This is a genomic window from Actinosynnema sp. NPDC023794 (assembly GCF_040639675.1).
GTDB classification, from domain to species: domain Bacteria; phylum Actinomycetota; class Actinomycetes; order Mycobacteriales; family Pseudonocardiaceae; genus Actinosynnema; species Actinosynnema luteola.
On the sequence record NZ_JBFAFR010000051.1, the window covers coordinates 19,499 to 34,850 of the forward strand.

The 15,352-nt window shown below is 68.7% G+C and carries 16 protein-coding genes; 10 read left to right on the plus strand and 6 right to left on the minus strand.

What is annotated here, in order from left to right; genetic code table 11:
• Nucleotides 1–39 precede the first annotated feature (39 nt).
• The 4 genes from AB0H12_RS42950 to AB0H12_RS42965 all read left to right on the plus strand — a co-directional run bounded on the left by AB0H12_RS42950 (nt 40) and on the right by AB0H12_RS42965 (nt 3,666).
• On the plus strand, nt 40–1,563 hold the full coding sequence (locus AB0H12_RS42950) for an RICIN domain-containing protein (protein ID WP_499631838.1): 1,524 nt from the start codon (nt 40–42) through the stop codon (nt 1,561–1,563).
• Nucleotides 1,564–1,950: 387 nt separating this feature from the next.
• Nucleotides 1,951–2,550, plus strand: coding sequence for a hypothetical protein (locus AB0H12_RS42955; RefSeq protein WP_499631841.1), 600 nt, complete (start codon nt 1,951–1,953; stop codon nt 2,548–2,550).
• Nucleotides 2,551–2,677: 127 nt separating this feature from the next.
• Entirely contained in the window at nt 2,678–3,184 is a 507-nt protein-coding gene (locus AB0H12_RS42960) for a winged helix-turn-helix domain-containing protein (RefSeq protein ID WP_499631844.1), read from the plus strand.
• A complete protein-coding gene (locus AB0H12_RS42965; RefSeq protein WP_499631847.1) occupies nt 3,166–3,666 on the plus strand; it encodes an integrase core domain-containing protein in 501 nt (166 codons plus the stop codon). Before AB0H12_RS42960 ends, AB0H12_RS42965 begins: the two co-directional genes overlap by 19 nt.
• A gap of 266 nt (nt 3,667–3,932) precedes the next feature.
• Here the strand turns inward: AB0H12_RS42965 and AB0H12_RS42970 are convergent, their stop codons facing one another.
• Both AB0H12_RS42970 and AB0H12_RS42975 read right to left on the minus strand, forming a co-directional pair.
• Complete coding sequence (locus tag AB0H12_RS42970) at nt 3,933–4,085, minus strand: hypothetical protein (RefSeq protein WP_499631850.1); 153 nt, start codon at nt 4,083–4,085, stop codon at nt 3,933–3,935.
• Between the two features lie 98 nt (nt 4,086–4,183).
• Nucleotides 4,184–5,065: an amidohydrolase family protein gene (locus AB0H12_RS42975; protein ID WP_499631852.1), complete on the minus strand. Its 882-nt coding sequence runs from the start codon at nt 5,063–5,065 to the stop codon at nt 4,184–4,186.
• Between the two features lie 429 nt (nt 5,066–5,494).
• On the opposite strand from AB0H12_RS42975, the gene AB0H12_RS42980 reads away from it, so the two are divergent.
• Nucleotides 5,495–5,971: a MarR family winged helix-turn-helix transcriptional regulator gene (locus AB0H12_RS42980; RefSeq protein WP_499631855.1), complete on the plus strand. Its 477-nt coding sequence runs from the start codon at nt 5,495–5,497 to the stop codon at nt 5,969–5,971.
• A 44-nt stretch (nt 5,972–6,015) separates the two neighbouring features.
• Complete coding sequence (locus tag AB0H12_RS42985; RefSeq protein ID WP_499631858.1) at nt 6,016–6,195, plus strand: WCX domain-containing protein; 180 nt, start codon at nt 6,016–6,018, stop codon at nt 6,193–6,195.
• Nucleotides 6,196–6,259: 64 nt separating this feature from the next.
• On the opposite strand, the gene AB0H12_RS42990 is transcribed toward AB0H12_RS42985, so the two are convergent.
• Complete coding sequence (locus AB0H12_RS42990) at nt 6,260–6,649, minus strand: hypothetical protein (protein ID WP_499631862.1); 390 nt, start codon at nt 6,647–6,649, stop codon at nt 6,260–6,262.
• Between AB0H12_RS42990 and cas1e the strand changes: the two genes are divergently transcribed.
• The 4 genes from cas1e to AB0H12_RS43010 all read left to right on the plus strand — a co-directional run bounded on the left by cas1e (nt 6,609) and on the right by AB0H12_RS43010 (nt 10,906).
• A complete protein-coding gene (gene cas1e / locus AB0H12_RS42995; RefSeq protein ID WP_499631864.1) occupies nt 6,609–7,424 on the plus strand; it encodes a type I-E CRISPR-associated endonuclease Cas1e in 816 nt (271 codons plus the stop codon). The two genes, AB0H12_RS42990 and cas1e, sit on opposite strands and share 41 nt — an antisense overlap.
• Nucleotides 7,425–7,547: 123 nt before the next feature.
• Entirely contained in the window at nt 7,548–7,787 is a 240-nt protein-coding gene (locus tag AB0H12_RS43000; RefSeq protein ID WP_499631867.1) for a type I-E CRISPR-associated endoribonuclease Cas2, read from the plus strand.
• Nucleotides 7,788–8,636: 849 nt separating this feature from the next.
• Nucleotides 8,637–9,878 carry an IS256 family transposase gene (locus AB0H12_RS43005; RefSeq protein WP_499631870.1) on the plus strand — a complete coding sequence of 414 codons (1,242 nt, stop codon included), beginning with the start codon at nt 8,637–8,639 and terminating at the stop codon, nt 9,876–9,878.
• Nucleotides 9,879–10,642: 764 nt separating this feature from the next.
• Complete coding sequence (locus AB0H12_RS43010) at nt 10,643–10,906, plus strand: hypothetical protein (RefSeq protein ID WP_499631873.1); 264 nt, start codon at nt 10,643–10,645, stop codon at nt 10,904–10,906.
• A gap of 549 nt (nt 10,907–11,455) precedes the next feature.
• Here AB0H12_RS43010 and AB0H12_RS43015 read toward each other — a convergent pair.
• The 3 genes from AB0H12_RS43015 to AB0H12_RS43025 form a co-directional block, all read right to left on the minus strand.
• On the minus strand, nt 11,456–13,726 hold the full coding sequence (locus AB0H12_RS43015; protein WP_499631876.1) for an ATP-binding protein: 2,271 nt from the start codon (nt 13,724–13,726) through the stop codon (nt 11,456–11,458).
• Nucleotides 13,727–13,959: 233 nt separating this feature from the next.
• Nucleotides 13,960–14,235, minus strand: a complete 276-nt coding sequence (locus tag AB0H12_RS43020; RefSeq protein WP_499631879.1) for a hypothetical protein — start codon at nt 14,233–14,235, stop codon at nt 13,960–13,962.
• A 216-nt stretch (nt 14,236–14,451) separates the two neighbouring features.
• Nucleotides 14,452–15,352 (minus strand): IS3 family transposase (locus AB0H12_RS43025; RefSeq protein WP_499631882.1); only part of this gene is annotated, 901 nt, incomplete at its 5' end.

Below are 15,352 nucleotides of genomic sequence, written 5' to 3' on the forward strand. Positions count from 1 at the left end.
GTCGCCGACCACCCTCCGCAACCACCCTGGACGGGTCCGATGACACAGTCCTCCTCCGATTCGACCTCACCGCGACGTCCGCGCCGACGCCGCATCGCACTCGCCCTCGTCGGCGCGTTGATCGCGAGCGGCGTCGCCGCCCTGGTCGCGGGGCCGTCGGCGAACGCGGCCGTGATCGACCCGGCGGCCTACTACCAGATTGTGTCGCGGCACAGCGGCAAAGCGGTGGCCGTCGCCGGCGGGTCGACCGCCGACGGCGCCGCCGTCCAGCAGCGGACCCGTGCCGTCCAGGCCGACCAGCAGTTCCAGTTCGTCGACGCCGGTGGGGGCTACCACAAGCTGCGGGCGCGGCACAGCGGCAAGGTGGTGGACATCTCCTCGGCGTCCACGGCCAACGGCGCGAACGTCGTGCAGTGGACCGACAACGGTGGCGCGAACCAGCAATTCCGGGTGGTCGACACCGACAGCGGGCACGTCAAGCTGGTCAACCGCAACAGCGGCAAGGCGCTCGACGTGTGGGAGCAGTCCACCGCCGACGGCGCGCGGATCTCCCAGTACACCGACACGGGCGCGGTCAACCAGCAGTGGCAGCTGGTCCGGGTCGACGCGGGGCCGGCGCCGAAGTACGCCGGCTACCTGTTCAGCTACTTCACCGGCGAGGGCACCTCGACCGGCGAGCAGGTGTACTTCGGGCTCAGCCAGGGCAACGACCCCACCCGGTGGCGCCAGCTCAACGGCGGGCGGCCGGTGCTGACCTCGACCGTGGGCACCCGGGGCGTGCGCGACCCGTTCGTCATCCGCTCGCCGCAGGGCGACAAGTTCTACCAGATCGCCACCGACCTGCGGATCTACGGCAACGGCAACTGGGACCAGGTCCAGCGGACCGGCAGCAAGTCCATCGTGGTGTGGGAGTCGACCGACCTGGTGACCTGGAGCGCGCCGCGCCTGGTGCGGGTCTCACCGGACACGGCGGGCAACACCTGGGCGCCGGAGGCGTACTACGACGAGGGCCTCGGCCAGTACGTCGTGTTCTGGGCGTCGAAGCTGTACTCCGCGAACGACCCGAACCACACCGGCACCACCTACAACCGCATGATGTACGCCACCACGTCCGACTTCCGCACGTTCAGCACCCCGCAGGTCTGGGTCGACAAGGGCTACTCCACGATCGACTCGACGCTCGTCGAGCACAACGACACCTACTACCGCTTCACCAAGGACGAGCGCAGCGCGTCGCAGTCCCCGTGCGGCAAGTTCATCCTCGCGGAGAAGTCCACGACGATCGTCAACCGCAGCTACTCGTTCGTCGCGGAGTGCCTGGGGAACAACGCGCTCAACCAGGGCGAGGGACCGCTGGTCTTCAAGTCGAACACCGAAGAGCGCTGGTACATGTTCATCGACGAGTACGGCGGTCGCGGCTACATCCCGTTCACGACCACCGACCTGAACAGCAGGCAGTGGTCACCCGTCGCCGGCTACGCCATGCCCGGCCGGCCGCGCCACGGCACCGTCCTGCCGGTCACCCAGGCCGAGTACGACCGGCTGCTGCAACGCTGGGGCTGAGCCGCCCAGCGCACCCATCCCGGCGCGGAAGCCGGTGGCCGGTCCAGTGACGGGCAGTTGCGCGCGGGAGCGCAGGCTGCTCAGCAACGACGACAGGCCTGTCGAGTCAGGGTTGGGTGCGCCCTGCTCGGCGAACTCGAGGAAGGCGCGGGCGTAGACCTGCGGGTCCGCAGCGGCCATCGCGGTCTCGTCCAGCGCCTTGAGTTGACTCAATGCGCCTTCGGGGGTCGGGGAAGCCGTCCGGTATCCACCGCCCGCTTGTGGCCGTCGGGCGGGGCACGCTGATCGCCGGTCCGCCCGTCGTGGTCGTCACGGCTTGAGGCTCTGCCGCCTGGGCAGGCAGCTGAGGTCCCCGAACCTGCCTCGGATCCCGTTGCTCCATCGGACGTGGAACAGATCGCGATCGCTGCGGACGTCGACCGCATCGAGGCGCAAGCCGTGGTCGTTCGGATCCGTGAGCACTACCGTGCAGTGAAGCAGTTGCTGGCCCAGGGTGAATCGATCAGCGGGATCCCGTGGCCGCTGCGGCTGGACCGCAAGACAGTGCGGCGGTTCGCCCGGTCCGCGAACGTTGAAGTGTTGCTGGTCAAGCAGCGGGACGGTCGTCCCGGACCGCTGGAGCGGTTCAAGCCCTACCTACGCGAGCGATGGAACCAGGGGTGCACGACAGTGACGGTCCTGCTGACCGAGATCCGTGAACAGGGCTACACCGGCAGCTATCCGGCCCTGACCCGCTACCTCCGTCTATTCCGGACAGTGGGCGCCGCTCCACCCGCCATCCCGGCCCTGCCGAAGGTCCGGGACCGCGATCGGCTGAACGAGATCCTGGCCCGCAGGTCGGCGCTGGAGAGGCGCTCCTACTACGTCCGGTCCTTCGCGGAGATGATAACGGGCCTGCACGGCGAACGCCTCGATGCATGGATCGCCGCGGTTGTCAACGGGCTCACGACCGAGCATATTGAGTCGAAACTGATCATCTTCCTGTAGTTTGATCAGCCGTGATCGAGGTCGAGGATGCGCACCGGTTGTCACCGCGGAGCGTGAGGTACTGCGGTTGCGGGTGGTGGCTGCGTTGGAGGCCGGGCGGGTCGAGGGTTATCGGTAGGCCGCGGAGGTGTTCGGGGTCTCCGAACGGTCGGTGGGCACCTGGTGGCGCGCCTACCGACGGGACGGTCGCGACGGCCTGGCGACCCGCAGCGGACGTCCCGGCCCCGCCGAACTGATCAGCGCGGAGGATCGGGGCACCCTGTTCGCGGCGATGGCCGACTACATGCCCGAGGAACTGCTGATCGGCGGCCCGTTGTGGACCCGTCCGGCGGTGGTCGAGCTGATCCGACTGGTCGTCGGGGTCGACATGACCGAACAGGGCGTGGGGTTGTGGCTGCGCCGCCACGGCTTCACCCCGCAACGCCCGGCCCGACGCGCCTACGAACAGCAACCCGCCGCGGTGCGTGCATGGCTCGACGGGCAGTACCCGGCGATCGAGACCAAAGCGAAGGCCGAGGGCGCCGCGATCGCGTGGGTCGACCAGTGCGGCCGCAGGCGGCGAGCATGTTGGCCTGCGACTCCTTCCACGTCGACTGCGCCGTCACCCTCAAGCGCGTGTACGTGTTCTTCGTGATGGAAGTCGCCACCCGCTACGTCCACATCCTCGGCGCCACCACCAACCCCGACGGCCCTTGGACTACCCAGCAGGCCCGCAACCTGCTGATGGACCTGGCTGATCGGGGCGACGACTTCCGGTTCCTCATCCGGGACCGGGCCGGCCAGTTCACCGCCTCGTTCGACGCTCTCTTCTCCGACACCGGCATCAAGGTCGTGAAAATTCCACCACGCTGCCTGAGAGCCAACGCCTACGCCGAACGGTTCGTCGGCACCGTCAGACGCGAAGTCACCGACCGACTGCTCATCATCAACGAACACCACCTGCGAGCAGTCCTGGACCGCTACGCGGCCCACTACAACCACCGCCGACCCCACCAAGCCCGAGAACTCACACCACCACAACCGGACCACCCGATCGCAGAGCCAGGTTGTACCTCAATACATCGTCGACCAGTCCTCGGCGGCCTGATCAGCGAGTACGTATCCATAGCAGCCTAACCGCAGTTCAGACCACGTGGCCGACTTTTGACGCCTCACAGGGTGGTCATGTCCTGTGCCGAGCAGGTGCCGTGCGTCGGTGACGGCGACACCGGCCGGACCATCCGGTCGTAGGGCCAAGGGCGCCGGGACGACCCGCACGGATCCGGCGCGGTCGGGCTTGCGCGTCCTGCTCCGGCTCGTCCCCGCTGCCGGAGCAGGACGCGCAACGGCGGCTCGCGCGGCGCCTGGACGTCCTCGTCCACCGGCACACGATCGACGAGCGGTCAGGACACCATCACGCACCGCCGCTGGAGCACCGAAGTCGACGCCGCCCCGGCCGCGCCCGGCAACTCCGCTCGGATCAAATCCAGCAGCTGATCGCCGACTATCAGTCCGGCGCGACGGTGTACGAGCTCGGTGGCCAGTTCGGTGCTCATCACCGTCCCTGAAGGTGTGGCGGATGCCCAGGTGGGGTAACAACGCCGCCGGCGTACGGCGGGCCTCGTGGGCTTCACATCGCGGGCCCGGTGCCTGATCAGAGGTTCAGCAGGCGTTCCGCGTTGCCGTGTGCGATGCGTTCGAGGTCGGTGCGGCGGAACGGTGCTGTACGGAGGAATTCGACTGCCTCGGCGGTGGATTCGTAGGGGTAGTCGACGGCGAACAGCAGTCGGTCGGCGCCGATGGCGTGGACGGCCCCGAGGAGGGCCGCGTGGGAGAAGACGCCGCTGGTGGTCGCGTAGAGGTTGTGCCGCAGGTAGTGGGAGGGCAGTTGTCGTGGCCTGCTCGTGCGGTCGGCTTGATGGTAGCGGCTGTCGAGCCGAGCCAGTTGGAACGGAAGCAGTTCTCCCATGTGCCCCAGCGTCACCGAGGCCCCGGGGAACTCGTCGAACACTCCGCCGTAGACCAGGCGGAGCGCGTGGGCGCCGACCTGCGCCGTCCATCCCCAGGACGGCCCGCTGAGCACGGGATATCCCTCGAACACCCGCCAGCGATCGGCGGGGAAGAGCGCGGGGTGGAGGTAGAGCGTCACGCCGAGCCGTTCGAGTTCGGCCCACACCGGCCGGAACTGCGGCTCGTCGAGATAGTGGCCCAGAACGTGGTCGTTGTGCAGGACCCCTTTGAGGCCGAGTTGCCCCACCGCCCGGCGCAACTCGACCACGGCGGCCTTCGGGTCCTGCAACGGCAGGGCGGCGAAGCCGGCGAACCGCGCGGGGTGGGCGGCGACCACTCCGGCCAGGTGGTCGTTGACCCGACGGGCCGTGGCCACGGCCTCGGAGGGGTCCTCGATGGCCTCCACACCGGGTGAGGTGAGCGACAGGACCTGCACGTCCACCCCGTGCTTGTCCATGTCCGCCAGCCGCAACTCTGTGATGTCGGCGAGCCGGCGCCCCCACTCCCGCACCCAGTCGGGAGGCATGGGTGCCTTTCCCGGCCACGGGATCAACCCCGGAACTGAGAACGCCTCTTCGACTGCGATCACCTTCACGTCACGCCCCCGGCCGGCGGCGGCACCGCCCGACGGGACGGCGGCGGCCTGGGCGGCAGGCGGGGCCACGACGCCTGCTGCCATGCCGGCGGTGGCACCGGCCGCGACGGCCAGTAGACGCCGCCGCGAGGTGCCCGCGACGAAGGGTGATGCGGACGATCCTGTCGTCATCGCCATGCCTTTCCATCGACTGTGGGATCGGCGGGATCGGCCCGAACCCACCATTAGGTAACCTAATCATAGGTTACCTAATGGTGGAGGCGATCTCGGCAGCTCCGGTGATGTCGGTCACCACGCCTGCCCGGCTTACTATCGGCAGACCGCGCCGGACCGCCCGTCCCACCGTGAAAGCAGAACCACATGTCCTCCTCCCCGCCCGAATCCGAGCCGCTCATCCGGCTGCTGTGGCGCGCGCACCACTGGTTCCGAGCCGCCCTGACCACGGCGTTCGAGGCCCAGGAAGACGGGGCGACCATCAGCGCGGCACACGTGACCCTGCTGAGTCAGCTCCCATCGGAAGGGGCGAGCATCGCCGAGCTGGCCCGGCGTCTGGGTGTCAGCGCCCCGACCGCGCACCAGTGGGTCCACGAACTCGTCGCCGTGGGCGTGGTGACGGTGGAGACCGACCCGCAGTCAGCTCGGTCGAAGCTCGTGCGCCTCACCGCGAACGGTGCCCGGCGCCGCGCGGAAACGATGCGGATACTGGCCGGGCTCGAAGCCGCGCTCGCCGGGCGCGTCGGTGTGGACACCGTCAGCGCACTTCGGGCCGCACTGGAGGAACCATGGGGATCTCCGGAATCGGCGGCGGCGGAACTCCCCGACCTTTCCACCCGGTAACTCTGTTGGCTCCTGGGCGCGGTGGCCGGTACTCCCCGAGCGGCATGTACGTGTTCCCGGTTGACGGCTGGGCCCTTGCCGAACTCGCCTTCCGTGAACTTCCCGACCCACGCGGCTTGCTCTCCATGGGCGCCATTGTCGAGGTTCTCGACCCACCCGAGGCCCGCGCCGAACTCGCCGCCGTGGCCGCCGAACTCGCCGCGCTCTACGACGTGCGGGCTTGACGCCATCGGCCGACTGTGCGCGACGGCAGGTCGGCATTGCATCCATGGGGCGCGGCCGGGGCGATCAGCCGGGAAGCGAAAAGACGCTGGAAGATCTCCAATTGCCCACGACGTCCGCGTCAAGCTCGATGGGCTGCGTCCTTGTGTGGTTGCACCAGAGGGCGGAGTTGTTCCAGTCCAGTTCGTCGCTCGCCCACGCCTTCCCGTACACCCGCCGGCATCCCACAGCCTTGAACGTTCCGGTGATGCCGACCGCCCGGTTGTACCAGGTGACCGTGCCGGCGTAGTAGCTCCCTTCACCGTCCGAGATCGAGAAGGTGCTGGTGGGGTAGACGGCGGCGGTGACGGGAGCCGCCGCGAAAACCATCCCGGCGACCGACGCCACCGCGGCCACGGCCGCACCGACCTTCCTCGTGCGGCTCCTCGTCGTCGTTTCGTCCTTCGACTTCACCATGACGACCACTCCCCCATTTTCGAGCGACGGCACCGCCGTCTGGGTCGGCGAACACGGCGTCCGCTACTACGCCCACGGCCGCTCCCTCGCCCGCTCCTCCCGCCTGCTGGAAATCCAGGCCGACCTCGTGTCCAACACCCGCACCCGGCTGCGTGTAGCCCGCGAGATGTACGCCATGCGCTTCCCCGGCGAGGACACCACCGGTCTCACCATGCAACAACTACGCGGACGCGAAGGCGCCCGCGTCCGCCGCCTGTACCGCGAACACGCCAAACGCACCGGCATCGACTGGCAACGCCGCGACTACGACCCCGACGACTTCGACTCCGGCACCCCGGTCAACAAAGCCCTCTCCGCAGCCAACACCAGCCTCTACGGCGTCGTCCACGCCGTCATCGTCGCCCTCGGCTGCGCCCCCGGCCTCGGCTTCGTCCACACCGGACACGTCCGGTCCTTCGTCTACGACATCGCCGACCTCTACAAAGCCGACATCACCATCCCCATCGCCTTCGACATCACCGCCCGCGACGTCGCCGACATCGGCACCGAAACCCGCCGCGCCGTCCGCGACCACATGCGCGACGGCGCCTTCCTCGAACACTGCGTCCGCGACATCAAAACCCTGCTCCGCGAAGACGACGGCCTGATCGAATACGGCCCGGAAGCATTCGAGGACCCCGACTTCGAATCCCACAACGTCGTCATGCTCTGGGACGACAACGGACGCGCCGTCGCCGGCGGCACCAACTACCACGACGAGGACGACGACCTGTGACCGTCATCGTCGTCGCCGCCTGCCCCGCCGGACTCCGCGGCCACCTCACCCGCTGGCTCCTCGAAATCTCCCCCCCCCCCCGGCGTCTTCGTCGGCAAAGTCAGCAAACGCGTCCGCGACCTCATGTGGATCAGAGTCATCGACATGGTCCGCACCGGACGCGCCATCATGGTCCACCACGCCGACAACGAACAAGGACTCGACTTCACAGTCCACCACCACACCTGGCACCCCGTCGACTACGACGGCATCCAACTCATGCTCCGCCCCGCCGACCCACAACCCGACGACGACACCACCCAAACCACCGGCGGCAAAGGCTGGAGCACAGCCGGCCGCCGACGCCGCTACGGCACACGCTGACCACCCACCCACCAGCTCACCAACACACGGCCACATCGTCACTGTCGACTCGCCCACGCAACGGCCAGGCTCTTTCCCTCAGGAACAGGGTGGTCCCCGCACTCCGGGAGCCCTCGCCTGACCGGAAAGTTCACGTATTGCTCGCTGTCGATGAACCCAAGGCGCCGTGCTGTCGCAAGGTGCACCTCGGTGTCTCCAAGCGATCCGAGGGTCCTGTACACGTCGGCTCCTACTGCGCCTTTGATCACGGCCGCGGTGAACGCGTCAGTGTACGGGTCTCACCGACGTCCTCTGCCGCCATGGTTCCGCGGTCGCAGTCGAACCGATCAGCGACCGCTCGCCTCGGCAGCTGGATCTGTGTTCGATGACACCACCGGGTCACCGATATCCGAAACCGGAACGAACCGAATGAAACAGTGCCCTATGCCCTGTAAAGTAGCTGGTCAGGAAGTGTCTTCCCCGCGCGAGCGGGGGTGGTCCCTGATCTCGGTGTACGTCTCGGCGAAGTTGCGCGTCTTCCCCGCGCGAGCGGGGGTGGTCCGTAGTCGGCGTCGGGCTCCCACACGCCGACCTCGTCTTCCCCGCGCGAGCGGGGTGGTCCCGACCCCAACCAGCCTGTGGGGTTCCATAACTCGACGTCGGACGCTGAGCTGCAGCGATCGCGCATCCTCACCTCGGCGAAGCCAACGTCTCTGCCAACGTCATCATGGCCAAGACCGGCCGGTTGTGTCCGGCAGAGTGGTGTACCAGCGCCGCCAGCTACTCGCTGAGCGTGTCGTAGCCGGATAAGAGGCGGTCACCGCGTGATCCTTCACAGACCGACCAAAGTCCCGAAGGAAGCCTCACGCGATGACCAGTGTTCAGCCTATCGACCCGAACAAGCCGTTCGCCGACCAACTCGCCGCGAGCAGCCCTGACCTGCTGCGCGACATGCTCGCGTCGTTCATCCAGTCGCTGATGAGCGCCGAGGCCGACGCGGTCTGCGGCGCCGGCTGCGGCGAACGCACGCCCGATCGGGTCAACTCCCGCAACGGCTACCGCCACCGCGACTTCGACACCCGCGTCGGCACCATCGACGTGGCGATCCCGAAGCTGCGCTCGGGCAGCTACTTCCCGGACTGGCTGCTGGAGCGCCGCAAACGCGCCGAACGCGCCCTGACCAGCGTGGTCGCCACCTGCTACCTGCTGGGCGTGTCAACCCGGCGGATGGAGAAACCCGTCGAGTCCCCCGGCATCACCAGCCTGTCCAAGTCCCAGGTCTCGATGACGGCCCGCGACCCGGACGCCCAGGTCGAGGCGTTCCGCACCCGCCCGCTCGACCAGGGCCCGTACACGGTCGTGGCCGCCGACGCGCTCGTGCTCAAAGTGCGCGGGAACGGCCGTGTCGTGAATGTGCACTGCCTGATCGCCACCGGCGTCAACGCCGAGGGCTACCGCGGGATCCTCGGCGTCCAGGTGACCTCCGGCGAGGACGGCGCCGGCCGGCTCGCGTTCTTCCGCGACCTGCTCGCCCGCGGCCTCACCGGCGTCCGCCTGGTCACCAGCGACGCCCACGCCGGCCTCGTCGCGGCGATCGGCGCCACCCTGCCCGGCGCGTCCTGGCAGCGGTGCCGCACCCACTACACGGTCAACCTGATGTCGGTCTGCCCGAAGTCCTCCTGGCCCTGGGTGCGCACCCTGCTGCACTCGGTCTTCGACCAGGCCGATTCCGAATCCGTTGCCGCGCAATACGATCGCATGCTCGACGCGCTGAGCGAGAAGCTGCCGAAGGTGGCCGATCACCTCGACACCGCCCGAGCGGACCTGCTGGCGTTCACCGCGTTCCCGAAGCAGATCTGGCGTCAGATCTGGTCGCACAACCCTCAGGAACGACTGAACAAGGAGATCCGCCGCCGCACCGACGTGGTCGGCATCTTCCCCGACCGCGGCGCCATCGTCCGCCTGGTCGGCGCCGTGCTCGCCGAGCAGCACGACGAATGGATCGAAGGCCGCCGCTACCTCGGCCTGGACGTCCTCGCCCGCTCCCGCACAACCACCGACACCGACACCGCCGAACAGGAGGAAACCACGCCCGCCGCACTCACCGCCTGACCGACCTAAGGATCACCGGTGACCGCCCTCGTTACACCACGCCCAAGGACTTGACCGACCGGCCACAAGACCCTGCGATCGGTGCAGCGCTACGTCAAACCCGGTCTGCCCGCCATGCATCAGGCCACCGAAGTCCTGTCCAGTCCCCGCCGGCGCGGCTAATACCCACCGCTGGACTTCGAAGTACATGCCCATCCGGCAGGTCCCGCAGCCCGAACCCATCGTGACGAACCACTCGGCCAACAGGTCGCCGAGCTCCGGCACGAGATTGTCCAGTACCGAGCGGTCCAGCGCTGCTCCAGTACGAGAAGAACATGCCCGGCGGGTACGCCAGGGCTCTCAAGGACAGCCCGAATTGCCCGCCCGAAGTCGCAACGCTGATAGTCCCGCAGCTGCAGACCTGAGCGTCGAGGACGCGCATCCCGACCACCACACTGTGCCCGGCGGCCGACCGGCCGCACTGCCTGCATAGTGGCCACCGGCCGCAAGCGATGGGGGACGGCCGCAGGTTCGGGTCGAACACGACCTCGGTGCCGCCACGGCGAAGCTACGCTTCGGCGGGGCGTTCCATGCGGACCTTCACAAAGCAAGCTCTACTGGAAATCTGCTCCGCTGAGGGACATCCGGACGCCCACTCCTCGCCTCTTGGACGTGTACAGACGGTGACCATGTCGAGAGACTCGTGTGGGACGAGTCCCACCTGTACAAGTCGATGTTTCCGCTGTTGGATTGCGGTTGTGACTCCCCACCTTCACTTTGAAGGTGTGCTGCAGTGGCATCGCCGGATACCGGTGTCGATCCGGGTGCACGACAGCGGAGCCTTGGTCGTCCGCCGTGATCCGCGCGGCGGGTCCGCGTTGACCGAGCGGACTCTGATCGCGGTGCCGGCGCCGATCCTGCGGTGGTGCGGACTCGACAGGCGGGAGCAGGTGCTGCTGGTGGCGGTGCCGTTGCTGTCGGCGCTGGTGATCCACGGCCAGGAGACGCCGGACCGCCTGCTGCCCTACTCGGAAGGGCCCGTGGCCTAGGCCCATCCGGTCGACGAAGGGCCGCCGGCGTCCCGGACGCCGGTGTTCGGGGCATCGAGCGCCGGCGGAGACGGCACCTCGGAGGTGGCCGATGGTTGAGGTGGACCAGGCCAGGGGCGCCGCCGGGGGCCGTGCCGATCCCGACGCCGTGAGGGTGGCGCTTGTTGGACAAGCCATCCGCACACGCCAGCACGATCCTGCACCGCTGCGCCAACACCTGCGACGACTTCGCCCGACGCGCCCACCGCAGCAACGTCTCGCACTCCTGCTCGCTCGACCTCACCTCGGCAGGCGGCCGTCCGATCCGCGTCATCCACCCACACTGGGCGACGATCGAACACGCGCTGGCCTCGGACAGGCCATCGATCCTGGAGGACGCCACCGCGCTGCTGATGTACTGGGGGTGGGAGTGGTCTCGCCACATGGGCACCGTGTCCCCGGAGGAGTTGCGCAACTACAACCTCCGGATGCGTACACGGTCTGGTGAGACTGCTCGACGTCACCGGCGACTACGGAACAGAGCCGATCTTCGAACAGTCCCGCCGCCGCTCAGCCCTCGTCCGGGTTGGCGTCGGTGGAGTAGTCGAGATCGTCGAGCTGCCTCTGAACGCGTTCGGCGTCGGTATCGCGCCCCTGTCCCCGGTATAGCTCCAGCGCCTCCCGCCACACTCCGCGGGCCTGTTCGCTGTGCCCAAGGGCGGTGTGAGGGTGGCCCACGCTGTCCAGGGTGCCCGCGACTCGGTAGACGTGGCCGAGGGTGCGATACAGGGCGATGGCCTGGTGGTAGTGGTCAAGTGCCTGGTGGTGGTCGCCCGTGCGGTGAGCGATGTAGCCGAGGCTGTCCAGGGTGTCCGCCTCGCCTTCGGGGTTGTGGTGGTGTCGGTGAAGGGTGAGGGCGGCGCGGCAGTGGGTGCGGGCGGTGTCGACATCACCCATGCGCGCGGCGTACCAGCCCACCGCGTTGAGCGCTTCGGCTTCCCACACCGGCAGGTCGAGACTGCGGAACAGACTGAGGGCGTGCCGGGCGTGGTCCAGAGCCCGCTGGTCGTCCCCCCACCGTTCCCAGGCGCCTGTGAGCACCCGGTGGGTGTGTGCCTGTTCGGAGGGGTCGTGGTGGCGCACGGCCAGGGCGAGGGCCCGCTCCAGGTGCCCGGCGGCCTGCTCGTGCATGCCCAACCGGGAGCAGGCACGGCCGAGGAGCCGGTGGGCGCGGCTGCGGGTGGCGGGGTCGGGTAGGTGCGCGGCGGCGTCCAAAGCTGCCTGCCACACGGCAACTGCGTCGTGCCGGTGCCCCCACCGGATGTGGAAGGTGTCCAGGTTCCAGGCGAGGTGCCAGACGGTGTGATGGCTACCGAGCATGACGGCGGTGCGTTGGGTGGCCAGGAGGGTGGCGTGCTCGGCTTCCATCCAGGCCATCGCGGCCGCGGCGTCGGGCAGTGGGAGCGGGGTAACGCCGGGCACGGGCGGTTCGAGTGGCAGGAGCGGGCTGTTGGGATACAGGAGGCGGTCGGCAACGAAGGCGGTATACATGTGGAAGTCCATCACCCGCACCAAGGCTGCCTTCTGTAGGTCGTCGGATAGGTCGTGGGCGGCGATCGCGGCGTAGGCGCGGACCAGGTCGTGCATCGCGTACCGGCCGCCCGGTCGGCGCTCGAGCAGCGACGCGTCCTCCAGCGCCGTAAGCGCCCTGCGGACGAGGCCAGCGGGTAGGCCTGTGAGGGCGGCGGCGGCAGGTGGGGTGGTGTCGGGGCCGGGGGTAATACCGAGGAGTGCGAAGAGGGTGCGCTGGGTGTCGGTGAGGTGATGCAGAGACCAGGAGAGCACGGTGGGCAGGCTGGCGGCGGGGTCGGTGTCGTGGTCGAGCGCTTCCAGTCCGAGTTCGCGCAGTTCGGCGGCGATTTCGGTCAGGGGGATGGTGGGGCGGGTGTCGGAGGTGCGCGCGATGATCGACAACGCGAGCGGGTGGCCTCCGCACAGCGTCACCAACTCCTCCACGGCGTCGGGTGCGGCGGCGACGCGGTCGGCGTCAAGGCGGGCGACGAGCAGGGCGCGGGCCTCGTCGGGGGACAGGACATCGAGGGGGAGGTGGCGGGCACCGTGTCGGTCGATCAGGGATGCGAGCCGGTGGCGTCCGGTGACCAGCACGGTGCAGCTCGGGCTGCCGGGCAGCAGGGGTACGACTTGCTCGGCGGTGGCGGCGTTGTCCAGCACGATCAGCATCCGTCGCCCGGCGACCAGGCTGCGGTACAGCGCGGCCTGCGCGTCGGGGTCGGTGGGGACCCGGCCGGGGTCGACGTCCAGGGCATCGAGAAACCCGCGCACCGCCACCGCCGGGTCCGTCGGATCGTTGGTGGGGCTGAAGCCATGCAGGTCGACGAACAACTGCCCATCGGGGAACCGGTCCAAGTTGCGGTGAGCCCAGGCCAGGGCGAGGTAGGTCTTGCCGATTCCTCCAGCCCCGCCGATCGCCGACACCATCACCGTCACACCTTCGAGAGGCAGGTCGGCTGACGGGTCGACTGGGGCCGGTTCCTGCCCGTTCGGTGTGGCGGCGGCCAGGGCAGCGACGGTGAGGACACGGTCCAACCGGGCCAGCTCAGCCGCCCGCCCGGCGAACAGCCCCGGCGCGGCGGGCAGTTGACGCGGTATCACCGGCGCGGGCGATACCGGTGCGGGGTGCAGATGCACGTCGCCGTGCACCACCCCGGCTTGCACCACCCCACCCACGACGCCCGATGCCGCGTTGCCCACATCGGTGCCGCTTGCGCCGATGTGCCCGGTGTCGGGGTTGACAGGTTGTTCCGGCTCGGGCGTCACCACCGGAGGACACCTCCCCGGTCCGATCGACGACTGGCGACTCCCCCAGCGTTCCACCGCACCATCGCGCCAGCAGCCAGCATCGGCGGAATTCACCCGACTGCATCGATCTACCCCGCACAACTGCGGACCCACCAGCCTTGGCCGATCGAAGCAGCAAGGACCTCGCGTGCATGACCTTCCACGAGGCGGGCCTGCCGATGCGGACAGGCCGCTGCCTCTCGCCCTCATCAAGTTCAGTCCGTTCCGTTGTGCTTCAGGGCGATGATCGGCAGGAGGGTGGTGGTGGCGGAGATGCCGATCTCGCGGGGCGCGGCGCCTGTCGGGGTGGGGACGTCGGCCAATCGCTCCAAGAGTTGGTCGAGGGCGGCCTGGCCATCGTCGATGGCGGCTTGTTCGTCATCGGTGAGCGGAACGTTGGCTAGCATCCGCTGGAGGTTGTCCTTGGCCTCCAGGAGTTGGCCCTTGCTGGATGCCTTGGGCGTGTAGAAGTCGCAACGGGCGCAGGCCATCCGGTGCGGACACTGCTCGAAGAACGTGTAGGTGCAGTAGCCGTGCCCGAGGTCGTCGTACTGCCAGGGCTCGCCGGTGGCGGCCTGGCCGGAGGTGACGGCGTCGGGGGTCGGCCAGGACTTTGATGGTGCGGACGTTGCGGGCGAAGTAGCCGGCGTCGTCGTAGGCCCTGGCCAACGTGTTGGGTCTGCTGCACGAGTAGGTGACAGTGGTAGTCACGCAGCCTGACTGGCTGGCGTGGTCATGATTGCTTCGTATTCGACGGGGGTCAACCTGCCGAGGGCGGCTTGGCGTCTGCGGCGGTGGTAGGTGCGTTCACTCCAGGTGACGATCGCGATCCGGAGCCCGTCGCGGGTGGGCCAGGTGCGCCGGTCGAGAACGTTGTTCTGCAGCAACGTGAAGAAGCTGTCCATGGCGGCGTTGTCTCCTGCGGCGCCAACGCGGCCCATCGAGCCGGTCAGGCCGTGACGAGCGAGCGCACGGACGAATTTCCTTGATCGAAATTGCGATCCGCGGTCGGTGTGCACCACGCAGCCGGCGGCCTCATCGCGGCGGGCGACGGCGTTGGTGAGCGCGGTGACGGCGAGGCGGGACCTCATCCGGGAGTCGATGGAGTAGCCCACGATCCGGTTGGAGTGGACGTCCTTGACCCCGCACGGATACAGCTTTCCTTCCGTGGTGCGGTGTTCGGTGATGTCGGCCGGCCACAGCCGGTTCGGCGCGGTGGCGGTGAAGTCGCGGCGGACCAGGTCGTCGTGGACCGGCGGACCGGCCTTCCTGCCGTTGCGGCCGTGTTTCTTGCCGAACGCGCTCCACCGGCCCATGGACGAGCAGATCCGCCACGCGGTCCGATCCGCCATCGACAGGCCGGCGTCGCGCGCCTCGTCGGCCAGGAACCGGTATCCGAACTCCGGGTCGTCGCGGTGGGCGTCGAACAACGCGTTCGCCCGATACGCCTTGACCAGTTCGGCATCGGCGACCGGCCGGGCACGCCACCGGTAGTACGGCTGTCGAGCGATGTTCAAGACCCGGCACGTCACCGCGACGGGAATCCCGTCGGCGGCGAGCTCGCTCACGAGCGGGTAGAGCCTTTTCCCGGCAGGTTCGCCTGCGACA

Bases quoted from the DNA above. Each gene is read 5' to 3' on its own strand.
- AB0H12_RS43020 (WP_499631879.1), bottom strand. From the start codon at position 14,235: ATGGCCTGCGCCCGTTGCGACTTCTACACGCCCAAGGCATCCAGCAAG.
- AB0H12_RS42950 (WP_499631838.1), top strand. From the start codon at position 40: ATGACACAGTCCTCCTCCGATTCGACCTCACCGCGACGTCCGCGCCGA.
- AB0H12_RS42970 (WP_499631850.1), bottom strand. From the start codon at position 4,085: ATGAGCACCGAACTGGCCACCGAGCTCGTACACCGTCGCGCCGGACTG.
- AB0H12_RS42985 (WP_499631858.1), top strand. From the start codon at position 6,016: ATGTACGTGTTCCCGGTTGACGGCTGGGCCCTTGCCGAACTCGCCTTC.
- AB0H12_RS42990 (WP_499631862.1), bottom strand. From the start codon at position 6,649: ATGGTGAAGTCGAAGGACGAAACGACGACGAGGAGCCGCACGAGGAAG.
- AB0H12_RS43005 (WP_499631870.1), top strand. From the start codon at position 8,637: ATGACCAGTGTTCAGCCTATCGACCCGAACAAGCCGTTCGCCGACCAA.
- AB0H12_RS42975 (WP_499631852.1), bottom strand. From the start codon at position 5,065: ATGCCTCCCGACTGGGTGCGGGAGTGGGGGCGCCGGCTCGCCGACATC.
- AB0H12_RS43000 (WP_499631867.1), top strand. From the start codon at position 7,548: ATGTGGATCAGAGTCATCGACATGGTCCGCACCGGACGCGCCATCATG.
- AB0H12_RS42980 (WP_499631855.1), top strand. From the start codon at position 5,495: ATGTCCTCCTCCCCGCCCGAATCCGAGCCGCTCATCCGGCTGCTGTGG.